The 18,161-nt window shown below is 68.8% G+C and carries 13 protein-coding genes and 2 pseudogenes; 6 read left to right on the top strand and 9 right to left on the bottom strand.

Going from position 1 to position 18,161, the window contains the following annotated elements:
- Window positions 1–174: 174 nt before the first annotated feature.
- From ACFOY2_RS02560 to ACFOY2_RS02545, 4 genes and pseudogenes are all read left to right on the top strand, one after another.
- Window positions 175–381, top strand: a pseudogene (locus tag ACFOY2_RS02560) (helix-turn-helix domain-containing protein); the annotation flags it as partial.
- Window positions 382–441: 60 nt separating this feature from the next.
- Window positions 442–1,068 (top strand): hypothetical protein, encoded by a 627-nt coding sequence (locus tag ACFOY2_RS02555; RefSeq protein ID WP_379526454.1) that lies wholly within the window; start codon window positions 442–444, stop codon window positions 1,066–1,068.
- A gap of 277 nt (window positions 1,069–1,345) precedes the next feature.
- Window positions 1,346–2,560, top strand: a complete 1,215-nt coding sequence (locus ACFOY2_RS02550) for a hypothetical protein (RefSeq protein ID WP_379526246.1) — start codon at window positions 1,346–1,348, stop codon at window positions 2,558–2,560.
- A gap of 581 nt (window positions 2,561–3,141) precedes the next feature.
- Window positions 3,142–3,351 (top strand): annotated as a pseudogene (locus ACFOY2_RS02545) (GNAT family N-acetyltransferase); the annotation flags it as partial.
- 122 nt (window positions 3,352–3,473) lie between these two features.
- Here the strand turns inward: ACFOY2_RS02545 and ACFOY2_RS02540 are convergent.
- From ACFOY2_RS02540 to ACFOY2_RS02520, 5 genes are all read right to left on the bottom strand, one after another.
- Window positions 3,474–4,130: a lytic polysaccharide monooxygenase auxiliary activity family 9 protein gene (locus ACFOY2_RS02540; RefSeq protein WP_379526245.1), complete on the bottom strand. Its 657-nt coding sequence runs from the start codon at window positions 4,128–4,130 to the stop codon at window positions 3,474–3,476.
- Between the two features lie 515 nt (window positions 4,131–4,645).
- The gene (locus ACFOY2_RS02535) at window positions 4,646–8,185 is read right to left on the bottom strand and encodes an alpha-N-acetylglucosaminidase TIM-barrel domain-containing protein (protein WP_379526244.1); all 3,540 of its coding nucleotides are present in this window, start codon (window positions 8,183–8,185) and stop codon (window positions 4,646–4,648) included.
- A gap of 166 nt (window positions 8,186–8,351) precedes the next feature.
- A complete protein-coding gene (locus ACFOY2_RS02530; protein WP_379526243.1) occupies window positions 8,352–9,047 on the bottom strand; it encodes a sigma factor-like helix-turn-helix DNA-binding protein in 696 nt (231 codons plus the stop codon).
- Entirely contained in the window at window positions 9,014–10,135 is a 1,122-nt protein-coding gene (locus ACFOY2_RS02525; RefSeq protein ID WP_379526242.1) for a hypothetical protein, read from the bottom strand. The genes ACFOY2_RS02530 and ACFOY2_RS02525 overlap by 34 nt, the downstream gene beginning before the upstream one ends.
- Window positions 10,136–10,193: 58 nt before the next feature.
- A complete protein-coding gene (locus ACFOY2_RS02520) occupies window positions 10,194–11,258 on the bottom strand; it encodes a sensor histidine kinase (RefSeq protein WP_379526241.1) in 1,065 nt (354 codons plus the stop codon).
- Window positions 11,259–11,749: 491 nt separating this feature from the next.
- Here ACFOY2_RS02520 and ACFOY2_RS02515 point away from each other — a divergent pair, with 491 nt between their 5' ends.
- Complete coding sequence (locus ACFOY2_RS02515) at window positions 11,750–13,078, top strand: erythromycin esterase family protein (RefSeq protein ID WP_379526240.1); 1,329 nt, start codon at window positions 11,750–11,752, stop codon at window positions 13,076–13,078.
- Between the two features lie 304 nt (window positions 13,079–13,382).
- On the opposite strand, the gene ACFOY2_RS02510 is transcribed toward ACFOY2_RS02515, so the two are convergent.
- The 3 genes from ACFOY2_RS02510 to tgmA all read right to left on the bottom strand — a co-directional run bounded on the left by ACFOY2_RS02510 (window position 13,383) and on the right by tgmA (window position 15,052).
- A complete protein-coding gene (locus tag ACFOY2_RS02510) occupies window positions 13,383–13,724 on the bottom strand; it encodes an ArsR/SmtB family transcription factor (protein WP_379526239.1) in 342 nt (113 codons plus the stop codon).
- Between the two features lie 166 nt (window positions 13,725–13,890).
- Window positions 13,891–14,847 (bottom strand): serine hydrolase, encoded by a 957-nt coding sequence (locus ACFOY2_RS02505; protein WP_379526238.1) that lies wholly within the window; start codon window positions 14,845–14,847, stop codon window positions 13,891–13,893.
- Between the two features lie 43 nt (window positions 14,848–14,890).
- The gene (tgmA, locus tag ACFOY2_RS02500) at window positions 14,891–15,052 is read right to left on the bottom strand and encodes a putative ATP-grasp-modified RiPP (RefSeq protein WP_379526237.1); all 162 of its coding nucleotides are present in this window, start codon (window positions 15,050–15,052) and stop codon (window positions 14,891–14,893) included.
- 165 nt (window positions 15,053–15,217) lie between these two features.
- On the opposite strand from tgmA, the gene ACFOY2_RS02495 reads away from it, so the two are divergent.
- Window positions 15,218–15,628, top strand: a complete 411-nt coding sequence (locus ACFOY2_RS02495; protein ID WP_379526236.1) for a bleomycin resistance protein — start codon at window positions 15,218–15,220, stop codon at window positions 15,626–15,628.
- A gap of 116 nt (window positions 15,629–15,744) precedes the next feature.
- Here ACFOY2_RS02495 and ACFOY2_RS02490 read toward each other — a convergent pair whose 3' ends face one another.
- Entirely contained in the window at window positions 15,745–18,120 is a 2,376-nt protein-coding gene (locus tag ACFOY2_RS02490) for a glycoside hydrolase family 3 N-terminal domain-containing protein (RefSeq protein ID WP_379526235.1), read from the bottom strand.
- Window positions 18,121–18,161 lie beyond the last annotated feature (41 nt).

Below are 18,161 nucleotides of genomic sequence, written 5' to 3'. Positions count from 1 at the left end.
CCCATACTTTTGTCGGCCGCCCGCCCGAACGAAAGCGGCAAGCGCCCAACGTGAACAATGATGAACAATCGACCAATCTCGCCGGGCCCGTGACCAGGGCGAACGGTTGGCTGGTGGGCGCGGGGCCCCTGGAGGATAATCGTCCAAACGCGCACCTGAGCAGAGGGCGAGACGATGGGACGGAAGCAGCAGCCGTTATCCGGCGTCACCGAAGTCGAACGTTTCGCCATACGCCTGCGTGCTTTACGCGCGCAGAGCCACATGACGATACGGCAACTGTCCGACCGCGCCGGCTACGCTCACAGCACATTGTCAAAGGCCGAGGCTGGGCGCGAACTGCCGTCCTGGGAGGTGGTCGAATCCTTCGTGCAGGCGTGTGGCGACGACCCGGCCGGATGGCGCTCGGCGTGGCTTACGGCGGGTCACCCGTCAGGTGAACCCGTGACACGGACGGACCTCCCCGGGGACCCGCCAGACGAAGGTGAATCCCATCCGTCCGCGCGCCGATTTCGCCAGGAGCGGCTCACACCCCGGGCCCGGTGGATGCTCGCCCTGTTGTCGGGCGCGGTCCTGCTCTTCATCGCCGGTGCCGTCGTCTGGTCCACCACGCTCGGTACACAATCTTCCCGCGCCCCGGAGCCGAGCCGAACGCCCACGCGATGGCGTGCGCTGAGCGAGCAACTCCCCGTCCCCGGGGCGCCGGCCGACGCGATGGACCCCATCCGGTCGGGCTGCGGCTCACCCGACGTCGTCGCCCAGGTCATCACGCTGGACGACGTGGCGGTTCACCTACCCAACGGCACGGAATTCGGCCGGCTGCGGCTACGCCACCAGGCGGCCTGCACCGCGAGTTGGGCGCTCGTCCTGGGACCGCACAGCCCAGAACGGGCGGTCCACATCACCGCCTACCGCCCAGCCGATGGCGTCTCCGCGCCGAGCGTGTACCGCGGTGAGTACTCATCGAGCTACGGCAACATGCTGCTGACCACGCACGGCTGCGTCTACGTCGAAGCGTACGTCGAGACTCCGCAAGGACGCGGTCCAACCGCCCGCACCCGCTGCGCGTGACGCTGTGGCCGATTGCTTCGCCCCTGCACCTCTAACTGCCGCATTCGCATTCAGGGGATCCGTCGTGGTCGCCACGCGAGGGGCGTCGGTGCCTCTCGCCGCCATGGTCAGTGCAGCCAGAGGTGAGCCCCATGTTCCGAAGCATATGGGGCACGTTATTGCGGCGAATATGAGGTGACGATCACGCGGAGTGATCTTCACCGAGGTAACCGGTGTATCCGGGCCGGCGACCATCGTTCTCGTCGCGTGATCGGAAGTCGATCATTACTATCCTGGCATGCCGCAGGATCAGAACCTCCAAGTCATCATGAGCCGGGCAGGACGTCTCAAGCGCGAAGGGCACATTGACGAATATTGCGAGCTGCTCCGTACCGCCGCCGAGGCCGGTCATGCGACAGCCGCCGCGCAACTGGGATGGCTGCACAGCTTCATCCCCGAGTGGAACACCGTCGACCTGTTCGATGACCCCCGTTCCGGACGGCAAACACCGGCCGAGTCCTGGCTCCGACAGGCGCGGGATCTGGACCCCGGCGATCGCGGCACGGCCAGACTGCTGGCCGCGCTGTTGCTGTGGCAGGTGCGCGAAATGCGAGCCCATGACCCATATGACGGTGACTGGGTCGACGAGATCGACGACGAAGAGGCGGAGGAACCCGAGGAGATCTGGGGGACGGCAATTCAAGCACGGCACGACGAGGCCGTGCGGTTGCTGGAACACGTGTTGCGGACTGACCCGACGGACGCGTCGGCCGCAGTCGGCCTGCTGGCGGTCCGTGAGGCGGACTGGACAGCTCACCTCATCGAGCACCCGATCTACCAGCCTCCGTTGTCGGACTCCGACTCCGAAGGACGCCGACTGCTGGAGGGGATGGTTACCGCAGCACGACAGGCAGTCTCGATCGATCCAGGCGATTCCCTCGCCGTGGGGTTGCTCGCCACCGCCTTGCGTTGGCAGCAGCACCCAGAGGCCGTTGAATGGTCGAGGCGGTTCCAGACATTGCGCACCGAAATCCGCTGGGCCGAACAGATACCTGTGGAAAGGGACCACGGCCGACCCAGTCATTGCAGGTTCAGTTGGTACCTGCTGGAGATCGCATACGATGCCGACCCCCTGCATGGCGACGTCGTAACGGACACCGTGGTCACCGCTGATCTCGATGTCCTGCGCTGGACCTGCGACCATCATCTCGCTGCTCGCCTCAAAGCAGTCCTCCAGGACGGAGATGGCGACTGCGGATCGGTCGAATTGGCGATGTTCGAGCAAGGAGAACTACTGGCCAACATCGATCTCACACCGCATCTGCAGATCGGGGACGACGGAGCGCCACACATCGACTGGACGGCCGACTTGCTTCCCTCTTTGACACTGGCAGGCGAACCACTTCCGCCCGGGCACCCGGTTACCGACGCGTCACGGATGGCAATCATCCCTTACGGCCACACCGATGGCGCGTCCCCCGGTTGGCAGTTCGGCGCGATCATTCCCGTTTGAAACCCGGAAACGATCATCCACTGGCCGGGGAGCGATCTTTATGGCCGCCTGGAAACCCCAGACCAGATCTACTCCTGCGCAGAATCGTCCAACCCGGGGCGATCACCCTGACCGCGGCCCGTCGACCGAGGAGCCGCCGCTGCGCGCGGTCGTCCGGCTCACGGGTGAGACGATCACCCTGGGCTCAGCCAGGCGACTGACCACGCGCGTCAGGCACACCTAAGGTACGTCGGGGTGGTCCCCGAACCTCACCTCGAGGCCAGCCCGTTCCCGTATGGGATGCTCTGCGCTCCATGCAAATAAGAAACGGCAAGATTGACGACGTTGTCCCTATCGTTGCTCTGCACGTGGACAGTTGGCGCGTTGGGCGTATGCGGGGACCATGCCCGACAGGTTCTTGAACGGGCCCCTGACCGATGACCGGTTGACGCTGTGGCGGGAACGGCTGGCTTCGCCTGTGCGGGATCGGGGCTGTTCGTCGCTCACGACGGCGATGGAGAGCTGCTCGGCTTTGTCTACCTGCTTCCGGCTCCCGGTGGGCGGATCCTGCTTGACAACCTTCACGTCGGCCGGGGAGCACCGGCTCAGGCACCGGAACGCAACTGCTGCGGCGAGGGCTGGCGTGGGCGGCGGACGAGCACCCCTGCAGGGAGGTTTATCTGGAGGTGCTCAGTGCGAACACGCGAGCCATCGCCTTTACGAACGACACGGCGCTCGCCGTACGGACGAGCGGATGTGCCGTTTCGAGCAGGGTTTTGAACTCTCCGAGTTCGAGTACGCCTGGCCGATGAACTGATCGATTTGCGGCGCGCTTTGGGCCCTCGCTCACAACACCGCCCTACGCGCGTCCAACTGGCCTCGTTCGCGACGTCGCCCCCGCCGGACACGCGGTGCGTCCGGCGGGGGCGCTTGGTCAGAAGGTGACGTCGCTGCAGAGGTAGTACGTCTGGTCCATGTGCGAGGCTTTCCAGATCGTGTAGATCACGTGGTGCCCGGTACGCGACCCCTTGTTGATGTCATTGATCATGTACGTGCCGTTCGGCGCGTACCGGCCGGTCTCGCGGACGAGTTCCAGGTGGTTCCAGCCGAGGGCCGTGGTCTGGGCGTTGTAGCCCTGGCGGGTGATGTAGACCCGGATGTAGTCCGCGCCGTGCAGGGCCTGGTCGGTCAGGCGGATGTTGAACGTGGCGGGCAGGCTCGTCGTCTTCCACGCGCCGGGCGTGTCCATGGAGCGGTAGCGGCCGTCCTGGCTCCGTCCGGCGCTGCAGAGCTGGCCGTTGGGGATGACGGTCTGGTGCTGGCCGGCGACGTTGTCGCGGTAGAGCCCGTTCCAGTTCCACATGGCGTTCGTGTTGTCCTGCCATGCCTGCCAGCACATGGGGTCCTGCTGTTGCATGGCGGGGTTCTGGAAGTCGTTGCCCCAGCGCAGCCAGCAGCCGTAGTTGCGGGTCGACGGGTCGGTGACCGTGCCGTGTGCCGAGGCGGTCTCGGTGAAGGAGATCGCGAAGATCACCGTCATGGACATCAGCAGGGCCAGGGCGCGTTTCGCCCAGCGTGCGAAATGGGACATAGTGCGGTCTCCGTGTTCCGGTCGGGGGTTTCCGGTTGGTAGGAGAGCTCCCGGTGGAGGGACGGTATCTGACCGCATAAAGCCATACAAATGACGGGCCTTGTCAGCGTTTGTTGCGCTCTGTCGCACCCTGGTCAATGGTGTCGATGAGCAGCGGAAAGGGCTTTCCCGGTGGGCGGCAGGCCAGTGAAAGTTTCAACTCGCCCAATGGCCGAAATTTCCGATAAATCGGACCGCATCGAGGCGCGGCCCCGGACGCGCGGGTGGCGCGTCCGGGGCCGGTCATGGCGCGAAATGGCGCCGGTCAGTGCGAAGCGGCGCCGGTTCAATGGCGCGAAGCGGCGTCAGGAGAGCCGCTGAATGCTCCACACGTTCTGGCTGATCCCGGACGGGTGGCCGCAGCTCGTCGGATCCCACCGGGTGGCGCTGGATGAGGGCTTCCGTGAACCCGTATGACATCCCGAAAAAGCGCGGCGTGGACCCGGCCTGGCGACCGGGTCCACGCCTTGGAACCATCAGGCCGGGGTGCCGTACACGCTGACCTCAGTGAGGTGGAACGCCAGGTTTGCGGTGTTGTGCGTGCCAACCACCCGGACGTACCGGGCCTTGGCCTCCGTGGTCATCGTGTCTCCGGCGTCGGTGGCGGCCGCAGGGCCTCGGCGGCCACCGATGGTGTACCAGGTGGTGCCGTTGAGGCTGCCCTCCAGCCGGTACTCGTAATAGCGCTCGCCCCCGACATAGTTGCGGACGTTGACGCGGGAGATGTTGTTGACCGCCCCCAGGTCGACCTTCCACCAGGTGGTGTCCCAGGCCATCTGGCCGGAGAAGTACGGCGAGTTGGCCCGGTTGCCGTCGTTGGCGTGCTCGGGGCCCCGATTCGGCTCCGAGCTCAGCGCCGTGACCGGTTTGCGGAGGCTCCGCAACGTGTCGTTCGAGCCGTCGCGTGCGGTCGACGCGGCCGACGCGGGATCGGTCAGTACGGCGACGGCCTGCCGGCCGGTGTGCCGGTTGGCCGCGCTGACGAACAGGCCGACGTCGAGCGTGGCGGCGGCCCCCGGAACGCGGGCCGACCCGACCACCGCCCAGTTCTTGCCGTCGCTGCTGCAGGAGCCGGTGAGCCGGTCACCGGACTTGCCGATGCGGACCCGCACGGGTGGTGCGAACCCGCCCACCTGGGTGTAGGAGTCGAACTGCCCGTTGCCGTCGGAGTCCCAGCTGAACACGCAGCCACGACCGGGCGTGACGGCAATGTTGGCGTAGCCGGTGGAGCCGGGCGTACCCAGGTTGTCGCTCACCACCAGCCCGGACCGGGTCCAGTCCGCCGCGCCGTCCTGCCGTTGCACCGTGCTCGTGAGCTGCCGCCCGCCGGCCAGGGCGTTCGTACGGTAGGCGGTGGCCAGTTCGTTGGTCTCCCGCCAAAGGTCGGCACCACTGGCCGCGATCGCGATCCCACCGCTGACGGGCGCGAATTCGGCCTGCGTGTTGCGCATCGTCCGGTACGAGGCGGGCGCGGCTCCGGCGACCAGCAGACGGGTCGAGGCCGTGTCCTCCTGGGCGATGTCGTCGGATCGCCAGGAGGCGGTGACGTCGAGCGCCGGACTCCCGCCCGGAGCCGCATCGGCGGGAACGGTCACCGTCCACGTCGCGGTGAGCTTGTCGCGCGGGGCGAGGTTGTCGGCGCCGTTCGGGGAGGTCGCCTGCACCTGGTACCCCTGCGGGGCGTCGAGCCGGAGCGTCACCTGACCGGTGGCCCGCAGCGTGTTGTTGTTGGTGAACACGGCGGTGACCTGCACGGCCTCACCCGGCTTGACGCCCTTGCGGTCGACCCCGACGGTCACCGCGCCGTCGGGCAGTGCGGCCACCTTGCCGGCTTCGGCGTAGGCGTCGCCCCGGGGCTCGGCGGCGAGGTCGGTGCCGGCCTTGGACCAGTCCTGGGCGACGGCCATCCAGTCGATCTTCGCGGGGTACTCCTTGCCCGCGCGCAGCGCGGTCTTCAGACTGTCGAAGAACAGCTGCCAGCGCTTCGCGTAGTACTGCCCGACGAGACCGTTCATCTCCCTACGGGCGTAGTCCTGCAGTTCGGCGCCGGTGGCCCAGAGCGTGACCAGCGACTTGAGGTTGTAGTCCAGGGTCGCCGCCTCGGCCGGAGTGGCGGCCTGCCGGCGGGCCTCCTTCTGCCACGTGCCGAGCAGGAAGTACTCGTCGGTGCCCAGCAGCTGATCCATCAGCCGCATCCGGTCCATCCACTGGCCGGTGAGGCGCTCGAAGCGGGCGAGGTCTTTGGCGCGGTACGCGGCGCGGATCTTGGGCAGCTGCAGCCGGCTGTGGTTGGCCAGCACCTGCCGGGCGACGTCGACGAGGTCGTAGCGGTAGGCGCCCGAACCGCGCAGGCCCTGGTCGACCTGGAGGAGTTCGTCGAGCGCCTTGTCGAAGGCGGCGATGTCGTACTGCAGCGGGTAGCCGGTGTTCGACAGGCCGGGCTGGTCGTCGAACAGACCGGTGACGTGCCGGCTGTCGGCGCCGGCGGGCCAGCTGTAGACGGTGTCGAGCAGAATCCGCCAGGCCGCTTTGGCGTGCGGATCGTCACCGCCGTACCGGGCGGTGGCGTACTCGTCGAACCACTGCCGCATGTCGACCGGACCGTCCTGCCAGGGCAGGTCGGCGAAGAACGCGACCGCGGCCGGGTTGTTGTCGATGGCCTCCGGCATCAGCGCGATGCCGTTCATCTTCGTGCCGGACCTGGCCCGCCAGTCGTGGAACTTCTCGTTCCACACCGTCAGCCTGGCGCCGAGGTTGACGTGACCGCCGAAGTTCCAGATGGTGCCGAACGCGTACCCGGTGCCGAAGAAGTCCTTGTCCCGGTCGGTGGTGCCGGATTCCTCGCTGATGCCGTCGACGATGAACATCTTGCTGCGGTCGATGGCCTGCAGCGTCGCCGGCAGCGGGTTGTTCTGCCATCCCAGGATCGTCCAGATCGCCCCCGGGTGGGCGGTGTTCAGGGCCTTCTGCACCGCCTGCGACGCCTGCGCGACGTTGACCGTGCCGGCTCTGCCGCCTTCGTGCAGCAGATCCATCTTGTACATCGTGCTGGGGCCGAACAGCTCGGTCTGCACCCGGTAGAACGTGGCCGCGACGCGCGCGAAGATCGAATGTGTCGGGTCGAGCCAGTGGGGGCGTTCGAGCTTGTTCCAGGTGCCCTGCGGGACCGTGTTGGCCGCCGGATTGCGTGCCTTGAAGTCGGTCGGCACGGTGCCGAAATAGCCGGGCAGCACGGGAACCATGCCCAGGGAGCGCAGGCGGTCGGCCATCTTGCGGCCGAGTTCAACCCGTTGGTCGATGAGCTGCTGGGAGATCGGGCTGTCGGTGCAGCACATGTTCTGCAGCAGCCACCAGGCCTGGTGGCCCGGCTGCGGGATCCACTCGCGCATCTGCTGCTCGGAGTAGCCGAACTCCATGAAGGTCCGCTGGTAGACGGCCTCCTGCCCCTCGTAGACGAGCACCTCGTTGACGCCGTGCAGCGCCAGGACGTCGATCCGCCGCTGCCACTCCTCCCAGCTCAGATACGGCCCCGCGTAGCCCTGGTTGGTGTCGTTGAGGGCGAAGCGATGGTCCACCGAGGAGTCTTTGGCGATGGGAGCCGCGGGCAACGGGAGGCTCTCCGGCAGATCGACCTGGGAGCCGTTGATCGCGATGTCGGCGTGTGCCACCTGGCGCAGGTAGTAGCCGAAGCCGGTGAGCTGAACCGCGGGGGTCGTGCCGGCGACGACGAGACGGCCGTCCTCGGCGTAGACCTGGAACCGGTCCCGGCCCGTGCCCTTGTCGATCGTGCGCAGGGTGACCTGCTCGGCGCGCGCCGTCCCGATCAGGCGTTCCAGGGCCTGCGCCGCCGGGTCGTCGAGCCGGGCGGATGCCGACGGTGCGGGCGTGTCGGCAGCCCGCATGGGTTCGGCCGCCGCCCCGGGCGGGGAGACGAACGGGACGAGGAGCATCGTGAGCAGGACGGCGAGCGCCACCAGGGGCGATAACAGGTTCTGCGGTGCGCGGGACCGGGTCATGGGGGCGGCTACCTCCGGGGGGGGCGAGTGAGGACCCATCATGTAAAGACGCTTCGCAAGATCTACCGGTGCGACCCGCGACGGAGTCTAACTCTGCTCTGTACCGAGATGATCAGCGGGTCACCGGAGTGTCAGGGGGCCCGGAACGACCGGCTCAAGCCCTCCGCTAAGGTTCGTCGGTGCGCGCCGCCAGGGACGTGTAGACGGTTACCTCGTCCGGTTGGACGAGTCCGTCCTGGATGGCGCAGATGAGGAGTTTCTCCTTGGTCGGCGCGGGACGTCCAGCCGCCGCGTACTTCACCCTCGCCCGATCGATGTACTGGCGCACGGTGCGCTCCTTGATGCCCATCCTGGCCGCCACCGACGCCTTCGACATCGACTGGAACCAGTACAGCAGCGCCGCCCGCTCCTTGTCGGAGAGCTGCGGCCGGTGCGGACCCTCGTCGGTGGCGATGGCCTGGGCCATCGGGGGCGTGACGCTCGGGCGGTCGGCCGCCACCTCCAGGATGGTCTCCAGGCAGGACTCGCGCGTGGCCCGGCCCTTGCCGATGAACGCCGAGGCGCCCGCGTCCAGCACGGCACGGACCGTCTCGGGCTCCTCATGCTCGGAGAAGACGATGACGCGCTGCCCGCCCGCGCACAACTCGGCCACCCGGTCGACGACCATGGTGCCGTTCAGGTTGAGGTCGAGCAGGAGCACGTCGGCCGCGACCCCGCGGACGGACTCGATCGTGGGGCCCTGGACGACCAGCTCGACCGGGCTCGGCGGGCCGAACCACGACCTGACGCCGTCCACGACCACCTGGTGGTCCTCGACCAAGGCGACGGTCACCGGTCCGGCTGCCACATGCTGTTGACCCATACCTCCCCTCCCTGCCGCTGATAGGTGACGACGACCCCGCTGGGCTCGCGCACCGGATCGGCGTCGACCTGCAGATCCTCGTTGTCGGCCACCACGGCCACGCTCACCATGGTCGACATCGCCGACACGGTGACCCTGGCCCGCGACCTGGCCCCGTCCAGGACGCGAAGGGGCGCTCTGAGCAGATCTTCCCGCACGCCATCGGACAGCGGAGGCAGATTGCCGCCGAACGGCGGCGCCGTCACCAGGACCAGACGCCGCTCGGCCGCGTCGATGCGCTCGCGCAGCGCCGACACCAGCGCGTCGGGCACGTCCTCGCGCTCGGTGATGAGCCGCCGCAGTCGCATGGCCCCGGCCGTGCAGTCGGCGCGTACGCGGGGATCGCCGGGATCGGCCCCGTCGGCGAGCTGCTGGAGCAGGTCCTCGGCCACATCCCTGATCGCGGCGTAGCGGCGCAGGCGGTCGGCGTGGATGCGCTGGGCCGACTCCCGCCAGACGTCGTCGGCGGCCAGCCGGCGCGACAGCAGCACGGCGTCCTCGGCGCGGGCCAGCAGCATGTGGCAGCCGGCCGTGTAGCCGAGCTGCATGGTGACCCCGCCGGCGATGACCACGAGGTACTTGCTGATGGAGACCCGGTCCATGGTGCCCGCCACGGCCATCGCCGTCAGCATGATGGCCGCGTTCGCGACGAGGAACGCGATCAGCTCGGCCCGCCAGCGCGGCCGGTTCCAGACCAGCATGACGCCGAGCCAGCCCACCGAGCCGAAGGCCCAGTCGCTGATGCCGAGCAGCCCGTCCGGCCGGCAGGCCACGATCACCGCGACCTCGACGGCCAGCGCGGCCACGGCCAGCTCCCTGATCCTGGCCGGGCCCCGCGAGGTGCGCGACAGCGTCAGCAGGCCGACGACGAAGATCGTGGAGTAGACGGCCCAGGCGGCCGCCGCCAGCATCGGCCAGCGGAAGGTGTGCCAGCCGGTGACGGTGACGGTCAGGTCGTAGCCGAGGTGCCAGACCCCGGTGATCACGGCGGCGCCGAGCGCGGTGTAGCGGGCGTAGCGCTGCGCCACCTGCTCGATCTCTTCCGTCATGAACCCTCCTCCGTCGGGCCCATGTTTCCTTGCTTATTGATGACCTCGACAAGCTCGGTCATGGCCGCCACCACAGCCGCACCCTGGTGCCGTGGGCGCCCGAGGAGATCTCGGCGCCGCCGCCCGGCAGGGAGCGCATCGCCTCGAGGATCGAGCCGCGCACGCCGAACCGGTCGGGCGGCAGCCGTTCCTGGTCGAACCCTCGGCCCGCGTCGGCGACCTCCACGCGGATCTCGCCGCCGCTCCTGCTGGAGATCAGCTCGGCCTCGCGCACGCCGGCGTGCAGGGCGACGTTCGCCAGGGCCTCACTGACGGCGCGGGCGAAACGCTCCGCGACGTCGCCAGGCACGGTCTCCGGGGTCAGCTCGCGGTGTACGTCGAGCCCGCTCGCCCGACCGGCCACCTGGTCGAGCAGGGTGTCCAGGGCGATGGGCGAGGGGTCCGCGAGCGGCGTGTCGCGCAGCTTCTCCAGAGCCGTCAGGTCGTCGGCCACCTGGGCGCGCAGCGTGGGCGACGGCGCGTCGTAGGTGCCCATGCCGACCATCGTCAGCGTGTGCAGCGACGTCTCGTGGATGCTGCTGATCTGCTTCAGCTCGTCCTCGCGGCGCAGCCCGTCCACCATGAGCACGATCTCGGCGCGCGCCCGCTCGCGCAGGAAACGGTCGGTCGAGGCGACCGCGCGGCGCAGCAGCGTCATCAGCATGACGATCGCGAGCAACTGGACGAGGTGGATCCCCAGCGTCCCGGCCACGTCATGGGTCGGGGAGGCGATCCGCACCCCGGCCAGGTAGGCCCCCGCCACGACCAGCCCGACGGGCACCGCCACTCTGGCACTCCAGGCCACCCCGGCGACGACGATCGTCATCGTGACCAGCCCCGCGACGAAGCTCGACCCGCTGTCGAGCGCCTCTTCCGCCACGAGGTGGCGCTGCGCGAGACAGAGCGCGACGGTGATGGCCACATCACCGGCCACCAGCCAGCGGGGCAGCGGCCCTTCGCGTAACAGCACGCGCAGGAACAGCGCCGTCCAGAGGAGGTGGACCGCCAGCATCGGCGCCAGCCACGCCACGGAGACCGGCGGGACCACGCCGAGCACCGCCGCGACGACGGCCAGTGATCCCACGGCGCCCCGCACTCCCGCACACGTACGCGCGACCGCCTTTTCCAATTGACGGGTCGCCGAGTCGTATCTCGTGGTGCCGGGGTGAGCCATGAGCCGTCCGCACGCGATATGGGCACAAGACCGGTCTCACGATAACGCAGGGCAGCCTGGGCAAAAAGCGGCGGAAATAGAGTTCTCCGGCCGTAACGGCGGACGGGGTCATGGGTCACATGGCCTTTCCCTCGGGACGGCTTTCGCGCGGTGTTCACCGCCGTTTCCACACTTTCCTCCGGACAAGGCCCTGGCGGCATGACGGCTGATCGGCCGTCAGCCCTTCATCAACGCGTGTACTGGGGCGAGTGTCGCGACCTCGGCTGATGGCGGTGGGCCGGATCGACCGGCTCGGTAGTGCCGGCCACACCACCGATCTTCCTGCTGTCCGTATCGCGCACCCTCAAGCCCCGCGGGCATGCTGGCTGGACGGAGTACCCGATCCACCAGGAGAAGCAAGTATGCGGAGCGCATCCCGTCAGCGCCGGCTCTCTTCATCCCTCGCCGCCGCGTTGGTGGTGGTCGTAGGGATGGCCGCCTCGATACCGCCTGCTGCGGCGGCAAGCGGTCCCGATCCCGTACCCGAGTTGCGGCGCAAGGCCCATATCCTGCGTCACACCGCGCCGTCCGGTGATCTGGGTGACCTTCGCCCGCTCGGCCGGGCTGTGAGCGGGGCCACGGTGGTGGGACTGGGCGAGGCCACGCACGGAGCACGCGAGTTCTTCACGATGAAGCACAGGGTGTTCCGCTACCTCGTTGAGGAGAAGGGGTTCACGACGTTCTCGCTGGAAGCAGGCTGGAGCGCCGGGCTGCGGCTGAACGACTACGTCCTCCATGGGAAGGGCGACCCGAGAGTGATCATGAAGGAGGAGTTCGGGAAGCTGGACATGTGGGCCGTCCAGGAATACTTGGAGCTCATCAGGTGGATGCGCGACTACAACACGCAGCACGTGAGGAAGATTCAGTTCATGGGCGACGACGCCAACTATCCCGCAGTGGGCGCGCAGCTCATCAAGATGGTCACCGACTACGTGCGCCGGTACCAGCCCGCTCTCCTGCCCGAGATCGATGTCCACTACCGGAAGCTGCGCGCCGTGCGGGACGCCGACGCCTTCTTGAGCCTGCCGCCTGCCGAGCGCGAAGCCCTGGTGTCCCAGGCCAACCAGGCCCTGGACCTGCTGCGACGGCATCCGGGGCCGGAGCGGGACACGTACGTGTGGGGCGTGCAGAACGCGCGCTCAATCGTCCAGAGCGCCACCGCGCTGTCCTTCGACACCACCGACCCGGAGCAGGTGAGCAAGGGCCTCCGGTACCGGGACAAGATCATGGCCGACAACGTCGCGTGGTGGCGTGAGCACACGGGGGCGAGGATCCTGCTGTCGGCGCACAACGCACATGTGGCGTACGTGCCGTACGACGCGAAGCTCTACCCCAAGGTGCAGGGCGCTTTCCTGCGCGACCGGCTGGGCACCCGTTACCTCACCATCGGTCTCGCCTTCGGCCAGGGGTCTTTCAGAGCGCAGGACGCGAACGGCCGGTGGCGAACCGTCACGGTCGGGCCTCCCCAGAAGGGAGGCAACAACCATCTACTCAGCCGGGTCAGTTCCTCCGACTACTTCCTTGACATGCGCACCACGTCCGCCTCGGCCCGCGCCTGGCTCGACAGGCCGCGGCCTACGCGTGACGCCGGCAGGCTCTGGCCCGAACCCGAGCGCATGGTCTCTCTCGGGAAGTCCTACGACGCCATGATCTATCTGCACGAGACCACGGCGGCGCGCCCGCTGTCCTGATGGACGCGGGTTTCCACCATTCGGTCCCCGCCGTCATCCCGTACCGGCAGTAACGCCCTGGGCCAGGAGCCGACTGGGCCGGGGACCGAACATCACGGGAAAGGCGCTGCCGAATCTCATACGGCCCCGGCCCCTCACCGCTACTTCTTGAACACCCTCATCGCGATCACCGCGACGATGATGACGGCGATGATGAAGATCATCAGCACGGCCGTGTTCATTGGTATCTCCGATCATCGTGATCTATGTTGGCGGGCAACGGCCGCACCAGTCCCGCCGACAACAGGCACCCGATCCCTGAACCTCAGCCAGGAGGATTGCGAGGTTCCACCGGAGCGCCGGAGCGCTCGACCACGTCGACCGCGGCGGCGGCCAGGGCCAGGATGGGGAAGATCACGTGTGACGGCACCCGGTAAACCCCACGCTCGGGCTGCTCGATCAGTCCGGCCGAGGCCAGCGTCTTGAGGTGGTGATACAACTGGCCGGGCGAGGCGAGCGCCAACTCGGCCTGCAGGTCGGCGACCGGCTTGGGCCCGACGACCAGCAATCGCAGGATCTCGAAGCGCGCCGGGTGCCCGGCGGCGGCCAATACGGCGGCCAGCGGCCCGGTCGGCTGCTGAAGCAACCATCCCGGACTGCGGGTCACCTCCCACATCCAGTAGTGGTCGCCGAGCCTGGCCTGCCCGCCGTAGGTGATCAGGCCGGTGTCGTCGCCGACCGCCGGTGGCTCAGGGGGGGTGCGCGCGGCCTCGAGGGCGGCGACCCGCGCCTCGAGGTCCTGGAGCCGCTCGCTGGCGCTGGTCAGGGTTGCCTCACTTCAATGCTGCTCGGACCTTCTCGAAGAAGGCGGAATCGGTTGCCATCCGCACAATGAACTGCTGATGAGCATAGCTGCGGATCCCGGACAGCCAGGTTGCCTCGGGCAGTCGCCTGAGTGCGAGGACGGTCTCGCGTGGCTTCTCACCCGGCCGGACGGTGTATGTGGCCTCGCTGATGACGCCGGGCAGGGCGCCGCCCTTGGTGCCCATGAGAAGTTTGCCAGGGTCGGCGCCTGGCTGGCGCATCGGCCACTCCAGGTGCCGGCTCGCCGTCTTGTCCTTCCTGAGTCCGGCGAGCACGCCGCGCAGAACGCCAGGAGAGATGCGGGTCACGGTTGTGGTCCAGGCGGCCTGCCGGGCGAAGCCGGGGAGCGTGAGCTGCACCTGCTTACCGGCCTTGACGTAGTTGTTCAGGCAGACGTCGGCGGGCAGCGTGCAGCCGCCGAAGGCGCGTAGCATCTCGCCGTTGAAGGTGCCCACGTGAGTCTGTGCGATCTTGCGTAGCGCGCCGGGGCCGAGGCGGTCGCGCAGTAGGTCGGCGGCGGCGTTGTCACTCTCCTCGATCATGGCTGAGACGACCTGGTCGAGCGTGACGCTCGCACCGGGCTTGAGCCGTTCAAGCGCCGCTTCGTGGGCGCCGCCGTCGGTGCCGGGCAAGTGGTAGGAGTTCCACAGGGCCATGGGAACGCGTTCGCCTGGCTTGACTCTTCCCTCGCGCACGGCGTCGGCGTAGGCGGCGAGATGGATGATCTTGATGGCCGACGCCACGGGGGTGAGGCGATCGGCGTTGTGGCTGATGCCCTGCGTCACCAGTGCGACGTCGTCGGGATGGGCGCGGATGTAGGCGAGTACGGACTCAGCGTCCTTGAGGTCGGCGGGGGCGACGGCCACGGCACTGGTCATAGGGGCCGCCAGCGCCGTGGTCAGAAGCATGCTGAGGATGGATTGCATGCCGCGATTCAACCATAAAATCGAAATTCCGGAAAATCGAGTTTTAAAGGCAGTCGTCGAGGAAGGCGGTGAGCTGGGTGTCGGGGTCGAGCCTGGTGCCGGCCCACGGCAGAGGGGCCTCGGGCAGGTGTGGTGTCGCGCGGCTCAGACCCCACGGCTGCGGGGGCGACTGCCCAACCGTGAGGTGATCACCCGTAGTCTGCACCTCGTCAACCAGGACGGACCTGAGACGGTATGGGACCGGCGCCCTCTGGCCGAGCTGCGCCCGGGTGTCCGTAGTGCGGGCGGGAGCGCCTCGGCCTCGAGGTGAAACCCCTTGGCACGATGATGAGATTTGCTGGAGTGTTCGTGGGCCTGCCAGAGTGACCAGGTGTCCCGACTTGTTCCTGAACTGATCTGCTCCGACATCCAGGCCAGTCTGGCCTTCTATCGCCTGCTGGGCTTCGAGATTCGCTACGAGCGTCCCCAGGAGCGATTCGCCTACCTGGAGCGTGACGGGGCGGACCTGATGCTGGAGCAGCCGTTGAGCCGGGACCGTCTCTACCCGCGCGCGGAGCTGGACCACCCCTACGGGCGTGGGATCAACCTCACTGTCGACGTGGATGACGTGGACCCTATTCACACCACGCTGCTCGCTGCCGGCTACGAGATGTGGCTGCCGTTGGAAGAGCGCTGGTACGACCGCAGGGTCGACGCCGTGGGCGTGCGCCAGTTCGCGGTGCAGGACCCGGACGGCTACCTCCTGCGCATCTCTCAGCATCTGGGGACCCGCTCTCGATAGCCGCGCGGCTTTTGCACGGGGGCGTTCACGGCGTTGGACTCTGGACGTCGTGAACGGCGCCTGATCGAGGCCGGCGTGCGCCGTCCGCACAGCGTCCTCGACCACCCCGACGTATCTCAGGTGTGCCTGACGCGCGTGGTCAGTCGCCTGACCGAGCCCAGCGTGAGCGTTTCGCCGGTGAGCCGGACGACCGCGCGCAGCGGCGGTTCATCGGCCGACGGGCCGGCGGCCAGCGTGATCGCTCCGGGTTCGACGATGCGGCGCAGGTCGATGCCGGTGTAGGAGAACGCGTCGCAGGGCACCTCGAACGTCACCTCGCGGCTGCGCCCCGGCTCCAGCCTCACCCTGGCGAACCCGACGAGTTGCAGCGCGGGCCTGGCGACCTGGGCGACCGGGTCGGAGGCGTACAACTGGACGACCTCTTCGGCGGGCCGGTCTCCGGTGTTGCGGACCGTCACCGTGGCTTCGACGGTGCCGTCCGTGGGGTATTCGGCCCGGTCCGTCGTGATCTCCGTGTATTCGACGGCCGCGTACGACAGCCCGTGGCCGAAGGCGAACGCCGGCGTCGGGTCGAGCACCGTGATGCCGTCGGCCCGCCGGCCCAGCGGCGCCTGCAGGTAGGTGGAGGGGTTGATCGCGGGCGAGTTCGGGATCTGCACAGGCAGCCGCCCGGACGGGTTCACCCGGCCGCTCAGCACGCCGGCCACCGCCGCCCCGCCCTCCACGCCGGGGAAGAACGCCTGGACCGCGGCGGCCACCCGGTCCTTGTAAGCGCCGAGCGCGTAGGGCCGTCCGGAGACCACGACGAGCACAGTCGGGGTCCCCGTCGCCAGTACGGCCTCGACCAGGTCGGGCTGGAGCCCCGGCAGCCGCAGGTCGGCCGCGTCGCAGCCCTCCCCCGACGTGCCGCCGCCGAACAGCCCGGCCCGGTCGCCGACGAACACGAGCGCGAGGTCGGCCCCCGCTGCGATCTCGGCCGCCGCGGCGATCCCCGAAGCCGCCGAGGCCGCGGCGATGTCCGAAGCCGCCGAGGCCGCGGCGATCCCCGAGGCGTCGCCACCCGACACCTCGGCCCCGCGCGCGTAGCGGAGTTCGGCGTGGGGGAACTCGGCCGCCAGGCGTTCCCTGATGGAGGCGATGGGCAGGCCCATGCCGTGCTCGGGGTAGCGGTCGAGCACGTGGTTGGGGAAGGCGTAGCAGCCCAGCAGCGTGCGCGGGTCGTCGGCGCACGGCCCGATGACGGCGATCGCGGCGCTCGTGCCCGCCTCGACGGGCAGCACGCCGGTGTTGCTGAGCAGCACGATGGAGCGCTCCGCCACGGTGGTGGCGAGTTCGCGGTTGCGCGGGCTGTCCAGGTCCGTCTCGTCGGCGCCGTCGGGGACGAGCGGGCCTCCGTCCAGCAGGCCGAGCTCGATCTTCTGGCGCAGCACCCGGCGTACGGACTCCTCCACGAGCGTCTCGTCGACCCGGCCCGCGCGCACCTGCGCGACCAGGCGTGAGCCGTAGCCGCCGGTCTCGGGCAGGTCCACGTCGATGCCCGCCCGCATCGCCAGCGCCCCGGCCTGCGCGTCGTCCTCGGCCACGCCGTGCATGGAGGCCAGGAACGGGATCGCCCAGTAGTCGGACACGACCGTCCCGCCGAACCCCAGCTCCTGGCGGAGCAGCCGCCGCAGCAGGTCGGCGCTGGCTCCGACGGGCACCCCGTCGAGGTCGGTGTAGGAGTTCATGACCGAGCGCGCGCCGCCCTCGTGCAGCGCGGTCTCGAACGGCGGCACGATGACGTCGGCCAGTTCTCTCGGGCCGATGCTGACGGGCGCGTGGTTGCGGCCCGCCCGTGAGGCGCCGTAGCCGGCGAAGTGTTTGAGCGTGGCGATGATCCCGGTGCCTTCCAGGCCGCGCACGTATGCGGCGCCGAGTTGGCCGACCAGGTACGGGTCTTCGCCGAGCGTCTCCTCCACCCGTCCCCACCGGTAGTCGCGCACCACGTCGAGCACCGGCGCCAGTCCCTGGTGCACGCCGACCGCGCGCAGGTCCGCGCCGATCGCCGAGGCCATGCGCTCGATCAGGGCGGGGTCGAAGGTGGCCGCCCAGGCCAGCGGTGTCGGGTACGCGGTCGCCCCGTAGGTGGCGAACCCCGTCAGGCACTCCTCGTGGGCGATGGCCGGGATGCCGAGCCGGTTGGCGGCGATGACCTCCTCCTGGAGGGAGCGCAGACGGGCGGCCCCTTCGGCCGGGCTCACCGGCGCGGTGCCGAAGACGCGGGTGAGCTGGCCGAGCCCGTTGCGCAGCCGTTCCTCCAGCCCGCCGACCGCCGCGAACTGGTCCTGCAGGGGGGCGGACTTGCCCGGTTCGTCACTCTGGACCCAGACGGACCCGAGCTGCGCGACCTTCTCCTCAAGGGTCAGCTCGGCCAGCAGGGTCTCCACGCGCTCGTCGATCGCGCGGGCGCGGTCCCGCCAGGGCGCGAGGCCCGGCGCGTTCACTGATGTCATGGCTTCCTTCGCGTGGTCGGCCGGTGCGGCTGAAAGTTTCG

The organism is Nonomuraea purpurea (assembly GCF_042650645.1).
In the GTDB taxonomy this organism is placed as follows: domain Bacteria; phylum Actinomycetota; class Actinomycetes; order Streptosporangiales; family Streptosporangiaceae; genus Nonomuraea; species Nonomuraea purpurea.
This window is presented reverse-complemented; position numbering and strand designations above follow the sequence as displayed.